Source organism: Psychrobacter sp. ANT206 (assembly GCF_056880555.1).
The window spans coordinates 2,776,739-2,793,264 of the sequence record NZ_CP096271.1; the positions used below are offsets into that span (position 1 = coordinate 2,776,739).

At 42.1% G+C, this 16,526-nt stretch carries 15 protein-coding genes; 7 read left to right on the top strand and 8 right to left on the bottom strand.

The genetic code is table 11. The features are described 5' to 3' along the window. Window positions 1–58 precede the first annotated feature (58 nt). Both M0221_RS11540 and M0221_RS11545 read left to right on the top strand, forming a co-directional pair. On the top strand, window positions 59–1,027 hold the full coding sequence (locus M0221_RS11540; RefSeq protein WP_483283878.1) for a response regulator: 969 nt from the start codon (window positions 59–61) through the stop codon (window positions 1,025–1,027). Between the two features lie 185 nt (window positions 1,028–1,212). Then, window positions 1,213–2,151, top strand: coding sequence for a D-2-hydroxyacid dehydrogenase (locus M0221_RS11545; RefSeq protein WP_483283879.1), 939 nt, complete (start codon window positions 1,213–1,215; stop codon window positions 2,149–2,151). Between the two features lie 19 nt (window positions 2,152–2,170). Here M0221_RS11545 and M0221_RS11550 read toward each other — a convergent pair whose 3' ends face one another. Continuing rightward, on the bottom strand, window positions 2,171–3,793 hold the full coding sequence (locus tag M0221_RS11550; RefSeq protein ID WP_483283880.1) for a flavin-containing monooxygenase: 1,623 nt from the start codon (window positions 3,791–3,793) through the stop codon (window positions 2,171–2,173). Window positions 3,794–3,928: 135 nt separating this feature from the next. Then, on the bottom strand, window positions 3,929–4,642 hold the full coding sequence (locus M0221_RS11555) for an RluA family pseudouridine synthase (RefSeq protein ID WP_020444405.1): 714 nt from the start codon (window positions 4,640–4,642) through the stop codon (window positions 3,929–3,931). 353 nt (window positions 4,643–4,995) lie between these two features. Between M0221_RS11555 and trxA the strand changes: the two genes are divergently transcribed. From trxA to M0221_RS11570, 3 genes are all read left to right on the top strand, one after another. Further along, entirely contained in the window at window positions 4,996–5,322 is a 327-nt protein-coding gene (trxA, locus tag M0221_RS11560) for a thioredoxin (protein ID WP_020444406.1), read from the top strand. 529 nt (window positions 5,323–5,851) lie between these two features. Further along, window positions 5,852–7,120, top strand: a complete 1,269-nt coding sequence (gene rho / locus M0221_RS11565) for a transcription termination factor Rho (RefSeq protein WP_020444407.1) — start codon at window positions 5,852–5,854, stop codon at window positions 7,118–7,120. Window positions 7,121–7,461: 341 nt separating this feature from the next. Continuing rightward, complete coding sequence (locus tag M0221_RS11570; RefSeq protein WP_011514602.1) at window positions 7,462–7,701, top strand: hypothetical protein; 240 nt, start codon at window positions 7,462–7,464, stop codon at window positions 7,699–7,701. A gap of 168 nt (window positions 7,702–7,869) precedes the next feature. On the opposite strand, the gene ypfJ is transcribed toward M0221_RS11570, so the two are convergent. Next, window positions 7,870–8,754 (bottom strand): KPN_02809 family neutral zinc metallopeptidase, encoded by an 885-nt coding sequence (ypfJ, locus tag M0221_RS11575; RefSeq protein ID WP_011514603.1) that lies wholly within the window; start codon window positions 8,752–8,754, stop codon window positions 7,870–7,872. Window positions 8,755–9,295: 541 nt separating this feature from the next. Between ypfJ and M0221_RS11580 the strand changes: the two genes are divergently transcribed. Continuing rightward, window positions 9,296–9,652 carry a hypothetical protein gene (locus M0221_RS11580; protein WP_020444409.1) on the top strand — a complete coding sequence of 119 codons (357 nt, stop codon included), beginning with the start codon at window positions 9,296–9,298 and terminating at the stop codon, window positions 9,650–9,652. A gap of 178 nt (window positions 9,653–9,830) precedes the next feature. Here the strand turns inward: M0221_RS11580 and M0221_RS11585 are convergent, their stop codons facing one another. From M0221_RS11585 to rpmI, 5 genes are all read right to left on the bottom strand, one after another. Continuing rightward, on the bottom strand, window positions 9,831–10,130 hold the full coding sequence (locus tag M0221_RS11585) for an integration host factor subunit alpha (RefSeq protein WP_011514605.1): 300 nt from the start codon (window positions 10,128–10,130) through the stop codon (window positions 9,831–9,833). A 248-nt stretch (window positions 10,131–10,378) separates the two neighbouring features. Beyond that, on the bottom strand, window positions 10,379–12,784 hold the full coding sequence (gene pheT / locus M0221_RS11590) for a phenylalanine--tRNA ligase subunit beta (RefSeq protein ID WP_483283881.1): 2,406 nt from the start codon (window positions 12,782–12,784) through the stop codon (window positions 10,379–10,381). 104 nt (window positions 12,785–12,888) lie between these two features. Then, a complete protein-coding gene (gene pheS, locus M0221_RS11595; RefSeq protein WP_483283882.1) occupies window positions 12,889–13,944 on the bottom strand; it encodes a phenylalanine--tRNA ligase subunit alpha in 1,056 nt (351 codons plus the stop codon). A 339-nt stretch (window positions 13,945–14,283) separates the two neighbouring features. Next, entirely contained in the window at window positions 14,284–14,640 is a 357-nt protein-coding gene (rplT, locus tag M0221_RS11600) for a 50S ribosomal protein L20 (RefSeq protein ID WP_011281252.1), read from the bottom strand. A 150-nt stretch (window positions 14,641–14,790) separates the two neighbouring features. After that, window positions 14,791–14,988, bottom strand: a complete 198-nt coding sequence (rpmI, locus tag M0221_RS11605; protein WP_011514608.1) for a 50S ribosomal protein L35 — start codon at window positions 14,986–14,988, stop codon at window positions 14,791–14,793. Window positions 14,989–15,511: 523 nt separating this feature from the next. Here rpmI and hisIE point away from each other — a divergent pair. Next, the gene (hisIE, locus tag M0221_RS11610) at window positions 15,512–16,357 is read left to right on the top strand and encodes a bifunctional phosphoribosyl-AMP cyclohydrolase/phosphoribosyl-ATP diphosphatase HisIE (RefSeq protein WP_483283883.1); all 846 of its coding nucleotides are present in this window, start codon (window positions 15,512–15,514) and stop codon (window positions 16,355–16,357) included. Window positions 16,358–16,526 lie beyond the last annotated feature (169 nt).

The window sequence follows — 16,526 nt, forward strand, 5'->3', positions numbered from 1 at the left end:
TGCTATTTTAATGATTATATAAAGCTATATCACTGTTATTCATCATAAGGATACCATCATGAATGAATTAGAAAATGACACCAGTAATAACATCAGTACCGCTGAGTTAGGGGTTGAAGCGAAACCGAAATTGGCGTTCATTGACGATGAACAACGTATTTTACGTTCTATGAAACTGTTATTTCGTAAAACGCATGACGTTTTTATTACCACTGACCCGGCTGAATACATCGACTATATCAAAAACAACCATGTACACGTTGCAGTCAGTGACCAACGTATGCCTGAGCGGGTTGGCGTTGATATCTTGCGCGAAGTAAAAGACGTATCACCTTCTACCATGCGTATATTATTAACCGGCTATGCTGATTTAAACGCGATTATTGGCTCTATTAATGATGGTGAAATTTACCGTTATTTAACCAAGCCGTGTAAATCTGAAGAACTGCTCGCTGTCGTCGGACGCGCCACTGAAATCGCTTTGACTTATAACCCAGACGAAGACGCCGAGCAGTTCGATAGTTCAGGCAATAAGCAGACTTTATTGGTCATTGATGAGACCAATGAGTTGATTGAGCAAATACGTAAGCAATTCTCTAATAACTATAAAGTGCTGCACGCTCAAGGTTTAGAGGAAGCTTACGATTATTTAGCGAATGAAGATATCGGTGTTTGTATTACCGACATCAATGTCAGCGGCGAAAATATCGCGCCGATTATCTTTACCTTAAAACAAGATGCGCCGCATTTAGTCGTATTGGTACAGACCGAATTCCAAGATGCAGGACTGCTGATTGATTTGATTAATAAAGGTCAGGTCTATCGCTGCCTACCGAAGCCAATGCGCGCAAGCCTCCTTGAAATTAGTGTCAATCGTGCATTCCAGCACCATGCAAAACTAAAAGCCAGCCCTGAATTGGTCAAACGTTATGAAGTCGAGCACGATCCTGAAAACGATGTGCGCATTGACTTGAGCAGTCGTGTGCGTAGTCTGATCGGTAAATTGCGTAAGCGTTTTTCTTTATAAGCGCAAAAAAATAAGTGAGCGCAAGAAACTGGTGTCTCAATAAATAAAACCTCTATTTCAGCTTGAAGTAGAGGTTTTTTGCTTTGTGGTTTTTGACATGTTTTTTGACTAAATGCAGCAACGTGCTACATTAAGCCGATAATAAACAAAACCCATTTACGATAACAACGAGATAAGGAATCATCATGCAAGCAGTTTTTTTAGATAAAGGCACTTTTTCTGATAACGTCGACTTGCCAGCACCCGCTGGCGTTACTGATTACATTACTTACGATGATACGCCTCAAGCGCTGATTATTGAGCGCTGCAAAGACGCCGATATTATTTTTACTAATAAAGTGCAAATCAATGCTGAAGTGATTGCTCAGTTACCAAAGCTAAAACTTATTCAACTGACCGCTACGGGTATGAATAACGTTGACCAAGATGCTTGTGCTGAGCATAATATAGCGCTCTATAACGTCGCCGGTTACGCGGTGAAAAGCGTGCCTGAGCATACCTTTATGCTGATGCTAAATGCCATGCGTGCCGGTCTGCATTATCACAATAAAGTCATCGATGGCACGTGGGCAGATAATGGTAATTTTTGCCTACTTGATATCCCGCTTATAGATTTGGAAAATAAAACGCTGGGTATTATTGGCATTGGTACCATTGGCAAACGCGTCACTGATATTGCGCGCGCTTTTGGCATGACGGTATTGTGGGCGGAGCATCAAGGGCGTATGCCACGTAATGATGACTATACAGCGTTTGACGAAGTGCTCGCTTGTGCTGATGTGATTAGCTTACATTGCCCGTTAAATGAGAAAACTCAGCACCTTATCAATGCAGACACCTTGGCCAAAATGACTAAAAAACCTCTACTTGTCAACGTCGCTCGTGGTGGTATTGTGGATAGCCAAGCGCTTGCTGATGCCATTAACAATGAGCAGATTTTAGGGTATGGCAGCGACGTTTTTGAGCAAGAACCCATAGCTGCCAATGATCCTTTACTGGCTCTTGGCGAGCATCCACGCGTGATATTTAGTCCGCACAATGCGTGGGGCAGCAAAAGCGCGCAAGAAACCTTGTGGCAGATGCTTAGTAAACAAGTCAGTGATTTTATCAATCAAGCTCAGTAATATTAATAATTAGCAAATTCTAACGACTAAACTGTAGCCACTCATCTTTGATTTTACGGTATTTGAGCATGATGCGATCGGTGACATAGTTATTGTTCACCCGCCAAGGATAGCCATCACCTTGTTTTGGCAGCTCATCCTTGGCACGGCTGACATACCCTGCCGATAGTGCCCCAAGCACCGTATCTGCCTGCATTTTCACTTGTTCGTGCTCAGTCTTAGCCTGCGCACATACTGTTTTGTATCCTTCTTTATTCATATAACTCAGTAAGCGCAGCACATACTGACAGGCCAAATCAATCTTCAATGTCCAAGACGCATTGGTATAGCCAAACATGATTGCCATATTTGGTACACCCTCAAGCATCACTGCTTTGTAGGTCATTCGTGCGCCTACATCGATCGGCTCCCCGTCGACATATAAAGCTGCACCGCCTAGCATCTGTAATTTTAGACCCGTCGCAGTAACGATGATATCTGCGTCCAAATGCTTGCCTGATGCTAATGCAATACCCGTTGAGGTAAACTGGCTGATGCTATCGGTTACCACTTCAGCGCGCTTGCTATGCAAAGCTTGAAACAAATCGCTATCAGGTACCGCACACAAACGCTCTTCCCAAGGATTATAAGCCGGATTAAAATGGGCAACATCCACGCCACTACCTTTAAGCTCTTCTCTGACTTTATGGTTTAATAGGGCTTTCATCACCTTTGGCGCATAAATCGCCACCCGATAAACACCTTGTTGAAACATCACATTGCGCGTACGCAGCAAGGTGTACGCCTGTGCTTTTGATAAAGGTGAGAATTTACCTGATAGCCAGTCAAGCGCATGATCATCGCCTGGTACGCTTGCAACATATGTCGGTGAGCGTTGCAGCATGGTGACATGACGGGCACATTGTTTACTACTTTCATCGACCAATGCCGGTATCAGTGTCATCGCCGTCGCGCCACTACCAATGACGACGACCTTTTTATCGTCGTATTGTGTGTCTTGCCAATGCTGCGGGTGGACTATTTCACCTTTGAAATTTTCTTCATTTTTAAAATGTGGTCTATAACCAGTTTCATAGTCATAATAACCGGTCGCTCCAACGACAAAGTTTGCCGTTAAGCTCATTACTTCACCGGTAGCATGATTTTTAATCATCGCCGTCCATTGCTGACTGTCGCTTGACCATAATAACTGCTGTACTTCATGCTGATAGCGAATATGCTCTACCACCTTAAACTCGCGTGCTGTATCAGCAATATAGCTTTTAATATCTGCACCTTTTGCAAGCATCTTATGATCCAGCCACGGACGGAAACTATAGCCAAAAGTCAGCGCATCCGAGTCAGAACGAATACCGGGATAGGTAAACAAATCCCATGTACCGCCCAAATCCTCACGTTTTTCTACGATTAAAAATCGTTGGCTATTAAGTTTGAGGCGTTTTTTCTGCTTAACGCTTTTACTATCAAAAAGACTTTGATGACTTTTTTGCGAGCTCTGCTGCTGCAAATGGCAAGCCATGCTGATGCCTGCGATACCCGCACCAATAATCAGTACCTCATAATCTGCAGGAGCATCTGATGAATAAGGTTTAGCTTTAAAGCGCTTTTTAAGCGCCTGCTTGGCAGTAGTCATATTAAGCATAATACAATCCTTGTTTTGCAAGTTGGCTGACATATCAGAGCGCAGAATGCCTTACTAATTTTCCATAGCAACTTTACCTAGTAACTTTATCTAGTAATTTGCAACAATGCTAGATTTTAGTTTATTTCAAAAACACTAAAAAGGTGTTGGACTTTCCCAGTCCATCCACGCTCCAAGCGTTGGATGTTTTAGGCGCAGTTGCTGCGCATGTAGATTTAGTCTTGGCGCAATATCCAATGCAATACCTTCTGCATAAATCGGGTCACCAATCATCACATGTCCGACATGTACCATATGGACGCGCAGCTGATGACTACGACCGGTGACTGGTTTTAATAGGACGCGAGTTACTATTTGACCATCACATTCTTCATGCGCCAATACTTCATATAAAGTCAGCGCATGTTTTGACCAGTTAGGATCGACGATATGACGCGGTTTGGTTGCAGGCTCATAACGTACTGGTACCGATATCTTGCCAGTAGCGCCAACGCTGTCCCATTGACCAAACACTCGTGCTTGATAACTTTTTTGCGGTAGTCGGTCGATGAACTGCTTACTAATATTGGTTTGTGCCGCTGCATTTTTGGCGAAAATAAGCAGGCCAGAGGTATCCATATCGAGGCGATGAATCAGTTTGACGGCAGGATTGGCACGTTCAAGGCGAGCTAGCAAGCTCACTTTCAAGCTCTTACCGTCGACACTCAATAGTCCTGCTGGCTTATCGACTACCCAGATATCTTCATCTTCATAGACGGTAACTTTTTTTGCAAATGTTTGAAAAAACTCAGGCGAACGGGTTTTTTCTTCAGCATTAAGGGCATCGATTTTTTCATCTGTAAAGGGCATAAATGTGGGCTACTTATATGAATGGACTTATATTAATCAGTTCGGATATAAAAATCAGAATCCGTTATAGAATCAAAATGAAAGTAATCTTAACAAGCAGTTAAAGGCAGAAATAAATACAGTAGGTAACAGATAAAAGCCAACCCTGTATCCTTATGTGTCGATTTATTGTGCTAATCGTAATTGTTAAACAATTTAACCAGTCTACGTCTGTCAACTTTAGGCAAACATGTTAATATAATGGCAGATTTATACACATTCTTAACATTCGTTAGCTGGTCATCATTTTGGTATGACATTTATTGTTTTATCGATAAATGGTGACACATATAATAAAACAAGAGAGAAAAATTATGTCAGACCTTATTGTTAATACCACTGATGCCAACTTTGACCAAGACGTCTTACAATCTGACGTGCCAGTATTAGTTGATTTTTGGGCAACATGGTGTGGTCCTTGTAAAGCCATCGCACCTATTTTAGAAGATTTAGCGACTGAGTACCAAGGTAAAGTTAAAATCGTTAAAGTTGACGTTGATAACAACCCACAAGCGGCAAGCCGTTTTGGTATCCGCAACATTCCTACTCTATTCGTATTTAAAGGTGGCGAAAAAGTGGATTCAGTCATGGGCTTACAGCCAAAAGCTGAATTGGCAAAAGTGCTAGATAAGCATCTATAAATTAACGCATGCTTGCTTTGGTCATTCTTAGTAAAAGCGCTGAAAACATCGTAAACATCAAAGCCATTATCTGATACAGATAGTGGCTTTTTTGTTGATTTTATGAGCAAAAAGCTAGATTACTTTACTTTTTTGGCAAAAATTATTGACAATACTATCTTTAAGCCCGTATAGTCTGCTGATAAGAGAACACTAATGGCTCTCCTAAATATCTTGTCGCTATTCTCCTCGTGTTTATCAACAAAAACACCATCGTCATTATTAAATACCACTACTGACCGAATGACTAAACACAATGACTGATATTGAGTTTTTGACGCAGACTCTTATGTAGATTTCTTTATCTTCACCTTTTATAACTTGTCTGCCTCTCTTGCGACAAGCTCATAAACTGACACATAAAATCAAAACTACATAAATTTTAACTCTGTATATATACCCTCTATCGCCCTAATAACATTGTTTTAATCACTGTCGTGATTTGTGAATAATGGCATCTCTCATCTTATCAACTGCTAACGACCTATCTATGAATCTTACTGAATTAAAGAAAAAATCAATCGCTGAGCTACTGGCCATCGCTAAAGAGATGGGTCTTGATAATATGGCACGTAGCCGTAAACAAGACATTATCTTTGCCATTCTAAAAACTCATGCCCGTAACGGTGAGGCCATCTATGGTGATGGTGTGCTTGAAGTGCTCCCTGACGGTTTTGGTTTTTTGCGCTCATCTGAAGGCTCTTATTTAGCAGGTCCTGATGATATCTATGTCAGCCCAAGCCAAATTCGCCGTTTCAGTCTAAAAACTGGTGACAGTATCGCAGGCACGATTCGTCCACCAAAAGACTCTGAGCGTTATTTTGCACTATTAAAAGTCGGTGAAATCAACTTTGATACGCCAGACCGCTCACGTCATAAGCTTATCTTTGAAAACTTAACGCCATTATTTCCAACTGAGCAGCTAAAACTTGAGCTAGGTAATGGTACGACTGAAGATTTGACTGGTCGTATTATCGACCTGATTGCACCGATTGGTAAAGGTCAGCGCTCTATTATTGTGGCACCGCCCAAAGCGGGTAAAACGATGCTGCTACAGTCAATAGCACAATCGATCACTCGTAATAATCCTGAATGCTACCTCATTGTGCTGCTGATTGATGAGCGTCCAGAAGAAGTCACCGAGATGGAACGTACTGTACGCGGTGAAGTGGTTGCCTCAACTTTCGATGAGCCGCCACAACGCCATGTACAAGTGGCTGAAATGGTCATTGAAAAAGCCAAGCGCTTGGTTGAGCACAAGCAAGACGTGGTCATTCTGCTTGACTCGATTACCCGTCTTGCCCGCGCCTATAACACCGTTATTCCTTCATCAGGTAAAGTGTTGACCGGTGGTTTGGATGCCAATGCGTTAGAGCGCCCAAAACGCTTCTTTGGTGCTGCTCGTAATATTGAAGAAGGCGGCAGCTTGACCATTATCGCCAGTGCCCTTATTGATACTGGTAGTAAAATGGACAGCGTTATCTTTGAAGAATTCAAAGGTACTGGTAACCAAGAGATTACCCTTGAGCGTGATTTGGCAGAAAAGCGTGTCTTCCCTGCCATTAATATCAAAAAATCGGGTACTCGCCGTGAAGAACGTCTGCTTGATGAAGATAAGCTTCGTAAAGTTTGGATCCTGCGTAAATTGCTACAGCCGATGGATGGTGTACAAGCAACTGAGTTCTTATTGGACCGCTTAAAAGAAGCCAAAACCAATGATGAATTTTTTGAGCAAATGAAGCGTAAATCACAAAATTGATTTTAAATCTTTTACGACAATAAAGTTATATAAATAATTGACGTTTTACTCATAAAGGCTGCCTATAAGGCGGTCTTTTTGTTTTTATTACTATTGGCCCTCTCATTAAGAATAATTCGCGTCGAAAACAGTTAGCTTACTATCAGGATAAATACAATAACCCTAAGCAAAGGCACTACCAATGACACAGTGAGGCAACATAATTTACAGCTTACTTGCAAAGCTTAGCGTTTTTACTACGACCAGATTTATATATAAGGGCTACTATAAGGGTTAAGAACATACTGAAATATATACTGTATACTTAGTATTTTAAACTTGACGATTTAATAGGTGATATTATGAAACTTGCTAAAACTATCGCAATGACGGCTCTAACTAGCTCTGCTCTTATCATGGGTGGCTGTGCTACTAACGGATATAGCACTGGTCTAAGTAATACAGCTAAAGCTGCCACTGCTGGCGCTGCTGCCGGCGCACTGATCAAAAGTAAAGGCGATAGCAAAGATATCGCTCGTGGTGCAATCGCTGGTGCTGCTATTGGCGGCGCTGGTGGTTATATCTATGATCAAACCAGATAATCAGTTTTAAGCAGCTCTTTTGGCACATATATTTTATGAAAGATATTACCTAGCCAACTAGCTGACAAAAAAAGCCTGCAATTGATTGCAGGCTTTTTTGTGTCTAATGATTACTATATTAACTATTGATCATACCAATCAATATAACTGGTTTTATAATAGTCAGTGCTATAAAGCACCGCTAAACGTATCACAAGTTTGCACATTACCGCTCTCTAGACCGCGCGTAAACCACTCTACACGCTGTTGGCTAGTACCATGAGTGAAGTTATCAGGTACTACCGCCCCGCCTCCTGCACGTGCTAAGCGATCATCACCAATCTGACCAGCAGCATTGATAGCTTCGTCGATATCACCTGCTTCTAAAAACTGTACGCGCTCTTGATTACGCTGCGCCCAAACACCAGCAAAGCAATCAGCTTGTAGCTCTTGTAGGACAGACAATTTATTTGCTTGTGCCCGAGTCACTTGACGGCTGGCTTCATTTACTTGCTGAGTAATACCAAGCAAAGTCTGTACATGGTGACCTACTTCATGGGAGATCACATAGGCTTGGGCAAAATCGCCCGCTTTATTCTGATTGTCACTATCCCCTGAGTTTTGAATATCACCAGAGATACCAAGCTTTTGACGCATCTCTACGAAAAACGACGTATCTAAATAGACCGTTTGATCACCTGGGCAATAAAAAGGACCAGTCGCTGAGCTGGCACTGCCACAAGCAGAACTGACTTGCCCATTAAACAAAATCAGTGACGGCTCTTTATATGTACTACCACCCTCATTGAATATTTGATGCCAAACCTCTTCAGTGTCCGCTAGGACAACTTTGACAAACTGTGTATCCCGATCGTCACTGGTAGCTGGTTCAGTAGAGGTATTACCACCGCCTGCGACCTCTTGACCTGTCTGCAATGCGGTCATAGGATTTACTCCAAATACTAGCCATAAAATACCAGCAATAATGATACCGCCGATACCGCCGCCCATTAGCTTACCGCCACCACTACTAGTACGCACATTAGTACTGCCACGTCTGCCTTGCCATTTCATAATCCTTCTCCCAAAAAATACGATATCTTATGCCACTCATATCGATCATGATTCATGTTATATAGTTTTTAGCTCAATCCTTTGATGTCATATCTTGATAACCTTTGCTAATTTAATCTGCCACAGACTACAACCTGTTTTAAAACACTTAGCGCTTTTTTATATTTACAGCCAGTTATTACGACTACCATTTAGTATTACTTATGTATCCGCTATCTTTTTTATTATGCTGTCATAAATAGCGCAAACAGATACAAAGTACCAGACATAAGAAATTTATCTGCAAGAAACAGATGTCGTTGATTATACGTCGATTAATTTGACTTTTTGTATGGATAATTATGTAAAATAAGTAAAATAAAACCCTATTTACAATTTTATTGTAACTTAATTGTACAACCTCTTTCTATGCAGAAAGAAATCATATAGAATGCGTGAAAGCTGAGTAGCTGTGACTAAGACTAGTTGAATATCTGAGACATCTCGGATGTTCAACCTTTTTTGCTGCTACTGCTCATTTAATTATCCCGGAGAAAACCTTATGAACTTAAAATTACTTGCTCTAGCTGGTATCATGACTGCAACTATGGGCTTAACTGCCTGTGATAGCAACAAAGAAAACGCTGCTGAAGATTTATCTGACGCTCAAGAAGAAGTAACTGATGCTTCTGAGCAATTAGACGAAGCTGCTGCTGCTGGCGAAGCTGTTCCTGCTGAAGCAGAAGCTGCTGTTGCTGGCGCTGAAGCTGATATCGCTGATGCACAACTTGCTACTGCTACTGACGAAATCGATGCTGAAGTACCTGTAGACGGTACTACTACTAGCGTTGACGTAGCTAGCGAAACTCCAGCTGTAGACGCAGCTGACGAAGTTGTAGTTGAGCAACCAGCTCAGTAATTTTTATTTTTATAAATAAAAATACTGTACTAAAAAAAAGAGAGCCTATGCTCTCTTTTTTTATGCCTGCAATTTATGTTTTATATAACTAAAACAATGTCGCATAAAAAAATGATGGCTATAACAGTCGATTTAATAGACAACTGCGAACCATCACTTTTAATCTTACTCACTACTATTATTGGTCAAATAGGCGCTCATCGACCTGTTGACGGAATTTTTGTCCTGTTTTAAAGGTCACAACGCGGCGCGCTGATACCGCGACGGGCTCCCCTGTCTTAGGGTTGCGTCCTGGGCGACTATTTTTGTCTTTAAGCTCAAAGTTGCCAAAGCCTGAAAGCTTGACCTCTTTGCCATCAATCAAACTCTCTGACAGTTCGTCAAAAAAATTCTCTACCAAACAGCGACCTTCTTGGCGCGTTAGGTTTAGATGATTCATCAAATGCTCAATCATGTCAGATTTGGTTAAGGTGCTCACAGTACGACTCCTATGCTATGTCGTGATGTCGAATATCATGGTTTAGCGGTATGAGAATTAGTGTTAGCTATTATAAAGGTTTTTGTGCGTCTTTTTAATAAAGTCTGCATTAAAATCCTTTATTAATAACCACTTAACTTACTCTATGAATAAAATTCTTCTATCAGTTAATAATTTTTATAAATAGCAAAAATCCATAGCCTCATTTATATTGAGGCTATAGAGTATTTGTCTTTTTCGATTAGAGGTTAGCTGTCACGTAGCTGTGCTGAATGCTCAACCGTTAATGCTTGTACCACTTTATCAGTGGCCGTTTTTACAGCGTCATCCGATAAGGTTTGCGTTTTATCTTGCCATATCAAGGCAAATGCTAATGAGCGTTGACCTGCTGGCACTTTTTCGCCTTGGTATACATCAAACAACCAAAGATCAGTCAAGAGTGCACCTGATGCCTTACGTATAGTTGACTCTAGGGTTTGAAGGCTGATATCGCTGTCTACTAATATAGCAATATCGCGGCGTACTTGCGGGAACTTACTTGGAGTAGTAATGGCATGCTGTTCACGAGCAAGCGTTAGTAATGGTGCCAATGACAACTGCGCAACCCACGTAGCTGGCAGATCCAACTGTTTAGCGGTATTAGGATGCAATTGCCCCAACCAGCCAACATACTGATCATCGATATAAAGCTTGGCACTTTGACCTGGATGCAAGAAAGCTAGTTCACTACGCTCATAGCGGATACGCGCACCATCCACTTGCGCAGGTAATAACTGCTCAATATCATGCTTAAGATCATAAAAGTCTAACGCACGGTTTTGATACGCTTGCTCGTCCCAAACATCTCCGACTGCTACTAATGCAATACTTGGTGTTTGTACCAACTCGCTAATGCTTTGACCAACAAAACTAAGACCCGTCTCAAAGAACCGAACGCGTGGCTGCTGACGATTGAGATTGTACTGCACGCAAGGTAATAAGCTTGATAGCAAAGTACGGCGCATCACGGCTAAGTCACTAGAGATAGGATTGGCCAGTGCCAACACTTCTCCTAGTGCTTTATCATCAAGCAAGGCTTCTATTTTTGCGTCACTAAAGCTAAAGCTAATGGCTTCCATATAGCCATTATCGACTAGCGCCAGCTTCATCTCGTGTGTCAAGTCTGCGGTATCGTCATAATCCATGCTGACTTGCAGGTGTGGCAAGATGCTTGGAATATTGTCATAACCATAGATACGAGCAATCTCTTCGATCAAATCCTCGCGGATACTCATATCAAAGCGATATGATGGCGGCATGCAAATCAGGCTATCTGCTTGCTGCTCTACCTTAAAGCCTAATTGAGTCAAGATACGTACCATGACTGCAGGCTCAATCTCAATACCGATGACATCACGGACTTTAGTAATCGGCAGTGTAATAGGTGCACGAGCCGGTAAATGCTTGCTACTTTCGACTGTGATTATTTGCCCCGCTTGAGAATTCGTTACACTGGTAATCAAATCAACAGCACGCGCTAAAGCAAGCGCTGGCAATTCAAAGTCTACCCCACGCTCAAAGCGTTGTGAGGCATCAGTATGCAGACCAAAACGGCGTGCGCGTGCAGCGATAGCCAATGGATTAAAGAATGCGCTCTCTAACACAATATTGGTGGTGCTATCAGTCACACTACTGCGTTGACCGCCCATAATTCCGGCAAGTGCAAGTGCGCCTTTATCATCAGCAATGACCAATTCATCACCGGTTAAGGTAATAGTTTGCTCATTCAACAAAGTAATCGTTTCTTCAGACTGTGCCAAACGCACAACGATATCGCCCTCGATAGTATCGGCATCAAAAGCATGTAGCGGCTGACCCAATTCCATCAAGACATAGTTGGTCACATCAACCAAAAAGTTGTGCGAGCGTAGTCCTGACTGAACCAGCGCATCTTGCATCCACTTTGGGGTGTCGATAGTACGATCGATATTGCTTATCGACTGTAAAAGGTAGCGTGGACAAGCTTCTACAGCACTGACTGTTACAGCTGGCATCACTTCGTTTTGAGTGAAATCGATATTATCAGGGATATTTGGCATTTGTAACGGCAAATCGTTAATGACGGATATCTCACGCGCAATACCACGTACGCTCAAACAATCACCGCGATTTGGCGTAATAGAGATATCCAATATTTGATTGTCTAAGCCTAGATATTCACGGATATCAATACCGATTGGCGCATCAGCTGGCAATTCGAGTAAACCATCGATGCTGTCGGTTAAATCAATCTCAGACGCACCGCAAAGCATACCGTTAGAGTCGACACCACGTAGGTTACCGTTTTTAATTGTGAAGCCTTTTTTGTCATCACTTGGCAAAACGGCACCAACGGTGGCAACAGGCACTTTCATACCAATAGTCACATTAGGCGCGCCACAAACGATTTGTAACCGCTCAGCTGCACCAATATTGACCTGTGTGACGCGTAGCTTATCAGCGTCTGGATGCTGCTCGACGCTGATAACTTCACCAACGACCACACCACTAAAGGCACGAGCGACTGCAAAGCGATCATCAATCTCTAGCCCTGCCATCGTGAGTTGTTCAGCCAATTGCCCACTGTTATTATTGGGATTCACCCATTGACGTAGCCACTGTTCGCTAATTTTCATAAGTATCTCGAATCAGAATTTTATAATAAATATTTTGAAGTAAAGGTTGGCACATTAACTTGTTATATTAACAAGGAGCACTTTTTATATAAACAAAGAGCACTCTAGCCAAACTGCTTTAAGAAGCGTACGTCGTTTTGGAAAAACAGGCGCAAATCATCGATGCCGTAATATAACATCGCAAAGCGCTCAATCCCCATCCCAAAAGCAAAGCCAGTATATTTTTCGGCATCAATACCGCAGTTGGTCAGCACTTGTGGATGTACCATACCGCAGCCCATGACCTCAAGCCATTTACCATTATCATCGAGGATATCGACTTCAGCTGACGGCTCGGTAAATGGGAAAAATGACGGGCGGAAACGTACGGTCAGCTCTTTGGCAAAAAACGCTTCCAAGAACTCACTAATCAAGCCTTTTAGCTCAGCAAAAGTGCTCGACTCGGTAACCATTAAACCTTCTAGCTGATGGAACATCGGCGAATGGGTTTGGTCCGAGTCATTACGATAGACGCGACCGGGACAAATAATACGAATCGGCGGCTCATTTTTTTCCATGGTGCGAATTTGAACGGGGCTGGTATGCGTACGCAGTAGGTAATGCGCATCAAAATAGAAGGTATCGTGCATCGCACGTGCTGGATGATGCGACGGAATATTGAGCGCTTCAAAGTTATAGTAATCGCTCTCAACTTCAGGACCAGTAGCAACGTTGAAACCCGCTTGTATAAAATACTGCTGCATACGTTGGGTAATCATGGTCACGGGATGCAAATGACCTTTTTGACCACCGCGAGCAGGCAAGGTGATATCAATGCTCTCGCTTGCAAGCTTGGCATTTAGTGCAGCCAATTCTAGCTGCTGCTGCTGCTCTGTCAACGCATCTTGAATACGGCTACGGACTTGATGCAACCAGCCGCCGTAGATTTTTTTATCGTCGCTGCTGAGTTTACCCATCTGCTTTGACCAGCCAGTTAAGGGACTCTTTTTACCGGTCAATTGCACCCGCAAATCTTGCAACGCACGTACATCGGTTACTTGTAGAATCAAGGCTTCAGCGGCACTGGCAAATTCATTCAGCTGAGCTTCATTAAGCTCGCTTAGCTCTGTGGACAAGGTCGGTAGCGCCGACAAATCGGTGGTAGCAGCAGGGGTAGTCATAAGACGCATTCTTCCTGATTTAAACGGACTATTAATAATAGTGATAGGTAATTGTAGGGATTTGACCAAATATTGCAAACCATTTACCCATTCATGTGACGATAATTTCAATGATATGAATGGCTTGAATATTTAGACGATGATAAACGCTATCCTATAACAGCGTATGTGATTCTGGTACTAAAAGTAGGCAGTCAGACAATGTGATATAAAAAAAGCCACCGACCAGCGGTAGCTTTTATTAATATCAACCTATTAATCAATATTATTCCTATCCATGTAGATAACTACTTATCAATAATGATTTAAAAAGCAGCCTACCTAAAGGAAGGTTAATATTTATGCCAGTTCCGCTTTAGCTTTTTCGACCAACGCTGTGAAAGTCGCTGCATCATGCATAGCGATGTCAGCAAGTACGCGACGATCGATTGCAATGTTAGCTTTTTTCATGCCATTGATAAAGCGGCTATAGCTTAAGCCGTTTAAACGTGCACCAGCATTGATACGTGCAATCCAAAGACGACGGAAAGTACGTTTTTTGTTGCGACGGTCACGATAAGCATATTGACCAGCTTTGGTCACTGCCTGTACCGCTACGCGGTAAACACGTGAACGGGCACCGTAGTAGCCTTTTGCACGCTTTAAGATTTTTTTGTGACGACGATTCGCCTGTACACCACGTTTTACACGGGCCATAAATTACTCCAAGATATTTTTAATCATTATTAAACGAATCACGATGTCATCAGATAATAGACATCGTTATCAAATTGCAAAGTCATATACTTTTAATTCAGTAGCTATTCATTAAACAGCGCTTAATTAAAGATGAATGACGATAGCCTATTAAATGTATGGGCACATACGACGAACTGCTGCTTCGTCAGACTTGTGCACCAACTTAAGACCACGCAACTGGCGAATACGCTTAGGTGATTTCTTGGTCAAAATATGGCTTTTGAATGCTTGCTTACGCTTAAAGCCGTTCGCTGTTTTTTTGAAGCGTTTAGCTGCACCGCTTCTGGTTTTCATCTTATTTTTCATGATGATTTGCCTCTTTTTCTGTTTTAGAACCTGGTCGTCAAATAGTCAATAATGATTAGTGGCTGTAAAAACAGGCACCAAACCTCTATTTGCCTCGAGGTGGGAGGCGACATTTTAACAGATCGTGCGCTGTTTTGCCAAGGAAAGTTTTAACGCTGTTTAGCGTATGTTGTTCTTTCTAATCACAAATACCTTGCTGCTTATTTTCGTCTTCCAAAACTTGGTTATTAGCCACTTAAAGCACACGCTTAGCAGCAAAAATTGAGCAGCCACAAGCGATAGCTAGCTGAAAACAAACTAGGCGAATTAAAAACACTGTTAATTTGCAATTCTTGCTGTATCAAAATTCAGCTCGAGTATAATTGTGCTGTATTTACTGATTTAACATATTGAATGTCAGCTTAAGCTGTGTTTAAGTAGAGACTGCGTGTTGATAAAGCGCTCGCATAAATGACAGATAGGCTGAATAACTATTATTTAGCGACTTTTTATTATTTTCTACCTATAAGATGGCAACAAGATTATGACTTCACCTGCTTGGCTGGCTGCCATAAAATTTAATGATGATGGTTTGATTCCTGCAATTGCTCAAGATCATAAGTCTGGGCGTATTTTGATGATGGCGTGGATGAATGCCGAATCCCTACAATTAACCGCACAAACGCAGACAGCGGTTTATTTTTCGCGCTCACGTGCCAAATTGTGGCATAAGGGCGAGTCATCGGGTCATACTCAGACCGTACATGATATTCGCTTGGACTGTGATGCAGATGTGATTGTACTTAGTGTCACTCAGGCTGGCGGTATCGCTTGCCATACTGGTCGCGAGTCTTGCTTCTATCAGCGTTTGGATTTATCAGGGCAAACGCCTGAGTGGCAAACGGTTGATAAAGTATTAAAGGATCCTGCTGATATTTATCATTCAAATACAGCAACACAAGCCACGCCTGAAATTAATGAAGCGGCGGAAAATATAGTCGATTCAGATACCAATCAGAATGACCACAGCCCCATCACTCGCTCCATCTTGCAGCAGCTTGACAAAGTATTAGCAGAACGCAAACAAGCGGATGCCGATAGCTCATATGTAGCAAGCTTATACGCCGAAGGTCTCAATAAAATCTTAGAAAAAGTTGGTGAAGAAAGTACAGAGAGCATCATCGCTGCCAAAGACTTTGCTAATTGCAATGAAAATACGGATAAAACCCAATATGACGAAGCGCGTCATGAGCTTATCTATGAAGTCGCTGATGTTTGGTTCCATACCTTAGTAGGTTTGGCTTGGTTCGATATCGAATCAGAGGCAGTATTAAATGAGCTAGGTCGACGCTTTGGTCTCTCAGGTATTGATGAAAAGGCGGCTCGATAGCGTTTTATAAGATTAGCCATTACCCTGTTTGATTATTGTTGCTTTCACCTTTTTGTCATAACAGCAGGTTATAATATAGTGACGTGTTACTTCGCATAAGCGGTCGATAGCTTTTGTGTACGATCACAATATTCTATACACTCAACGTATTCCTATAAAGACTGAAAAC

Bases quoted from the DNA above. Each gene is read 5' to 3' on its own strand.
- pheT (WP_483283881.1), bottom strand. From the start codon at position 12,784: ATGAAAATTAGCGAACAGTGGCTACGTCAATGGGTGAATCCCAATAAT.
- hisIE (WP_483283883.1), top strand. From the start codon at position 15,512: ATGACTTCACCTGCTTGGCTGGCTGCCATAAAATTTAATGATGATGGT.
- M0221_RS11570 (WP_011514602.1), top strand. From the start codon at position 7,462: ATGAAACTTGCTAAAACTATCGCAATGACGGCTCTAACTAGCTCTGCT.
- trxA (WP_020444406.1), top strand. From the start codon at position 4,996: ATGTCAGACCTTATTGTTAATACCACTGATGCCAACTTTGACCAAGAC.
- M0221_RS11555 (WP_020444405.1), bottom strand. From the start codon at position 4,642: ATGCCCTTTACAGATGAAAAAATCGATGCCCTTAATGCTGAAGAAAAA.
- M0221_RS11580 (WP_020444409.1), top strand. From the start codon at position 9,296: ATGAACTTAAAATTACTTGCTCTAGCTGGTATCATGACTGCAACTATG.
- ypfJ (WP_011514603.1), bottom strand. From the start codon at position 8,754: ATGAAATGGCAAGGCAGACGTGGCAGTACTAATGTGCGTACTAGTAGT.
- M0221_RS11545 (WP_483283879.1), top strand. From the start codon at position 1,213: ATGCAAGCAGTTTTTTTAGATAAAGGCACTTTTTCTGATAACGTCGAC.
- rho (WP_020444407.1), top strand. From the start codon at position 5,852: ATGAATCTTACTGAATTAAAGAAAAAATCAATCGCTGAGCTACTGGCC.
- rplT (WP_011281252.1), bottom strand. From the start codon at position 14,640: ATGGCCCGTGTAAAACGTGGTGTACAGGCGAATCGTCGTCACAAAAAA.
- M0221_RS11540 (WP_483283878.1), top strand. From the start codon at position 59: ATGAATGAATTAGAAAATGACACCAGTAATAACATCAGTACCGCTGAG.
- pheS (WP_483283882.1), bottom strand. From the start codon at position 13,944: ATGACTACCCCTGCTGCTACCACCGATTTGTCGGCGCTACCGACCTTG.
- M0221_RS11550 (WP_483283880.1), bottom strand. From the start codon at position 3,793: ATGCTTAATATGACTACTGCCAAGCAGGCGCTTAAAAAGCGCTTTAAA.
- rpmI (WP_011514608.1), bottom strand. From the start codon at position 14,988: ATGAAAAATAAGATGAAAACCAGAAGCGGTGCAGCTAAACGCTTCAAA.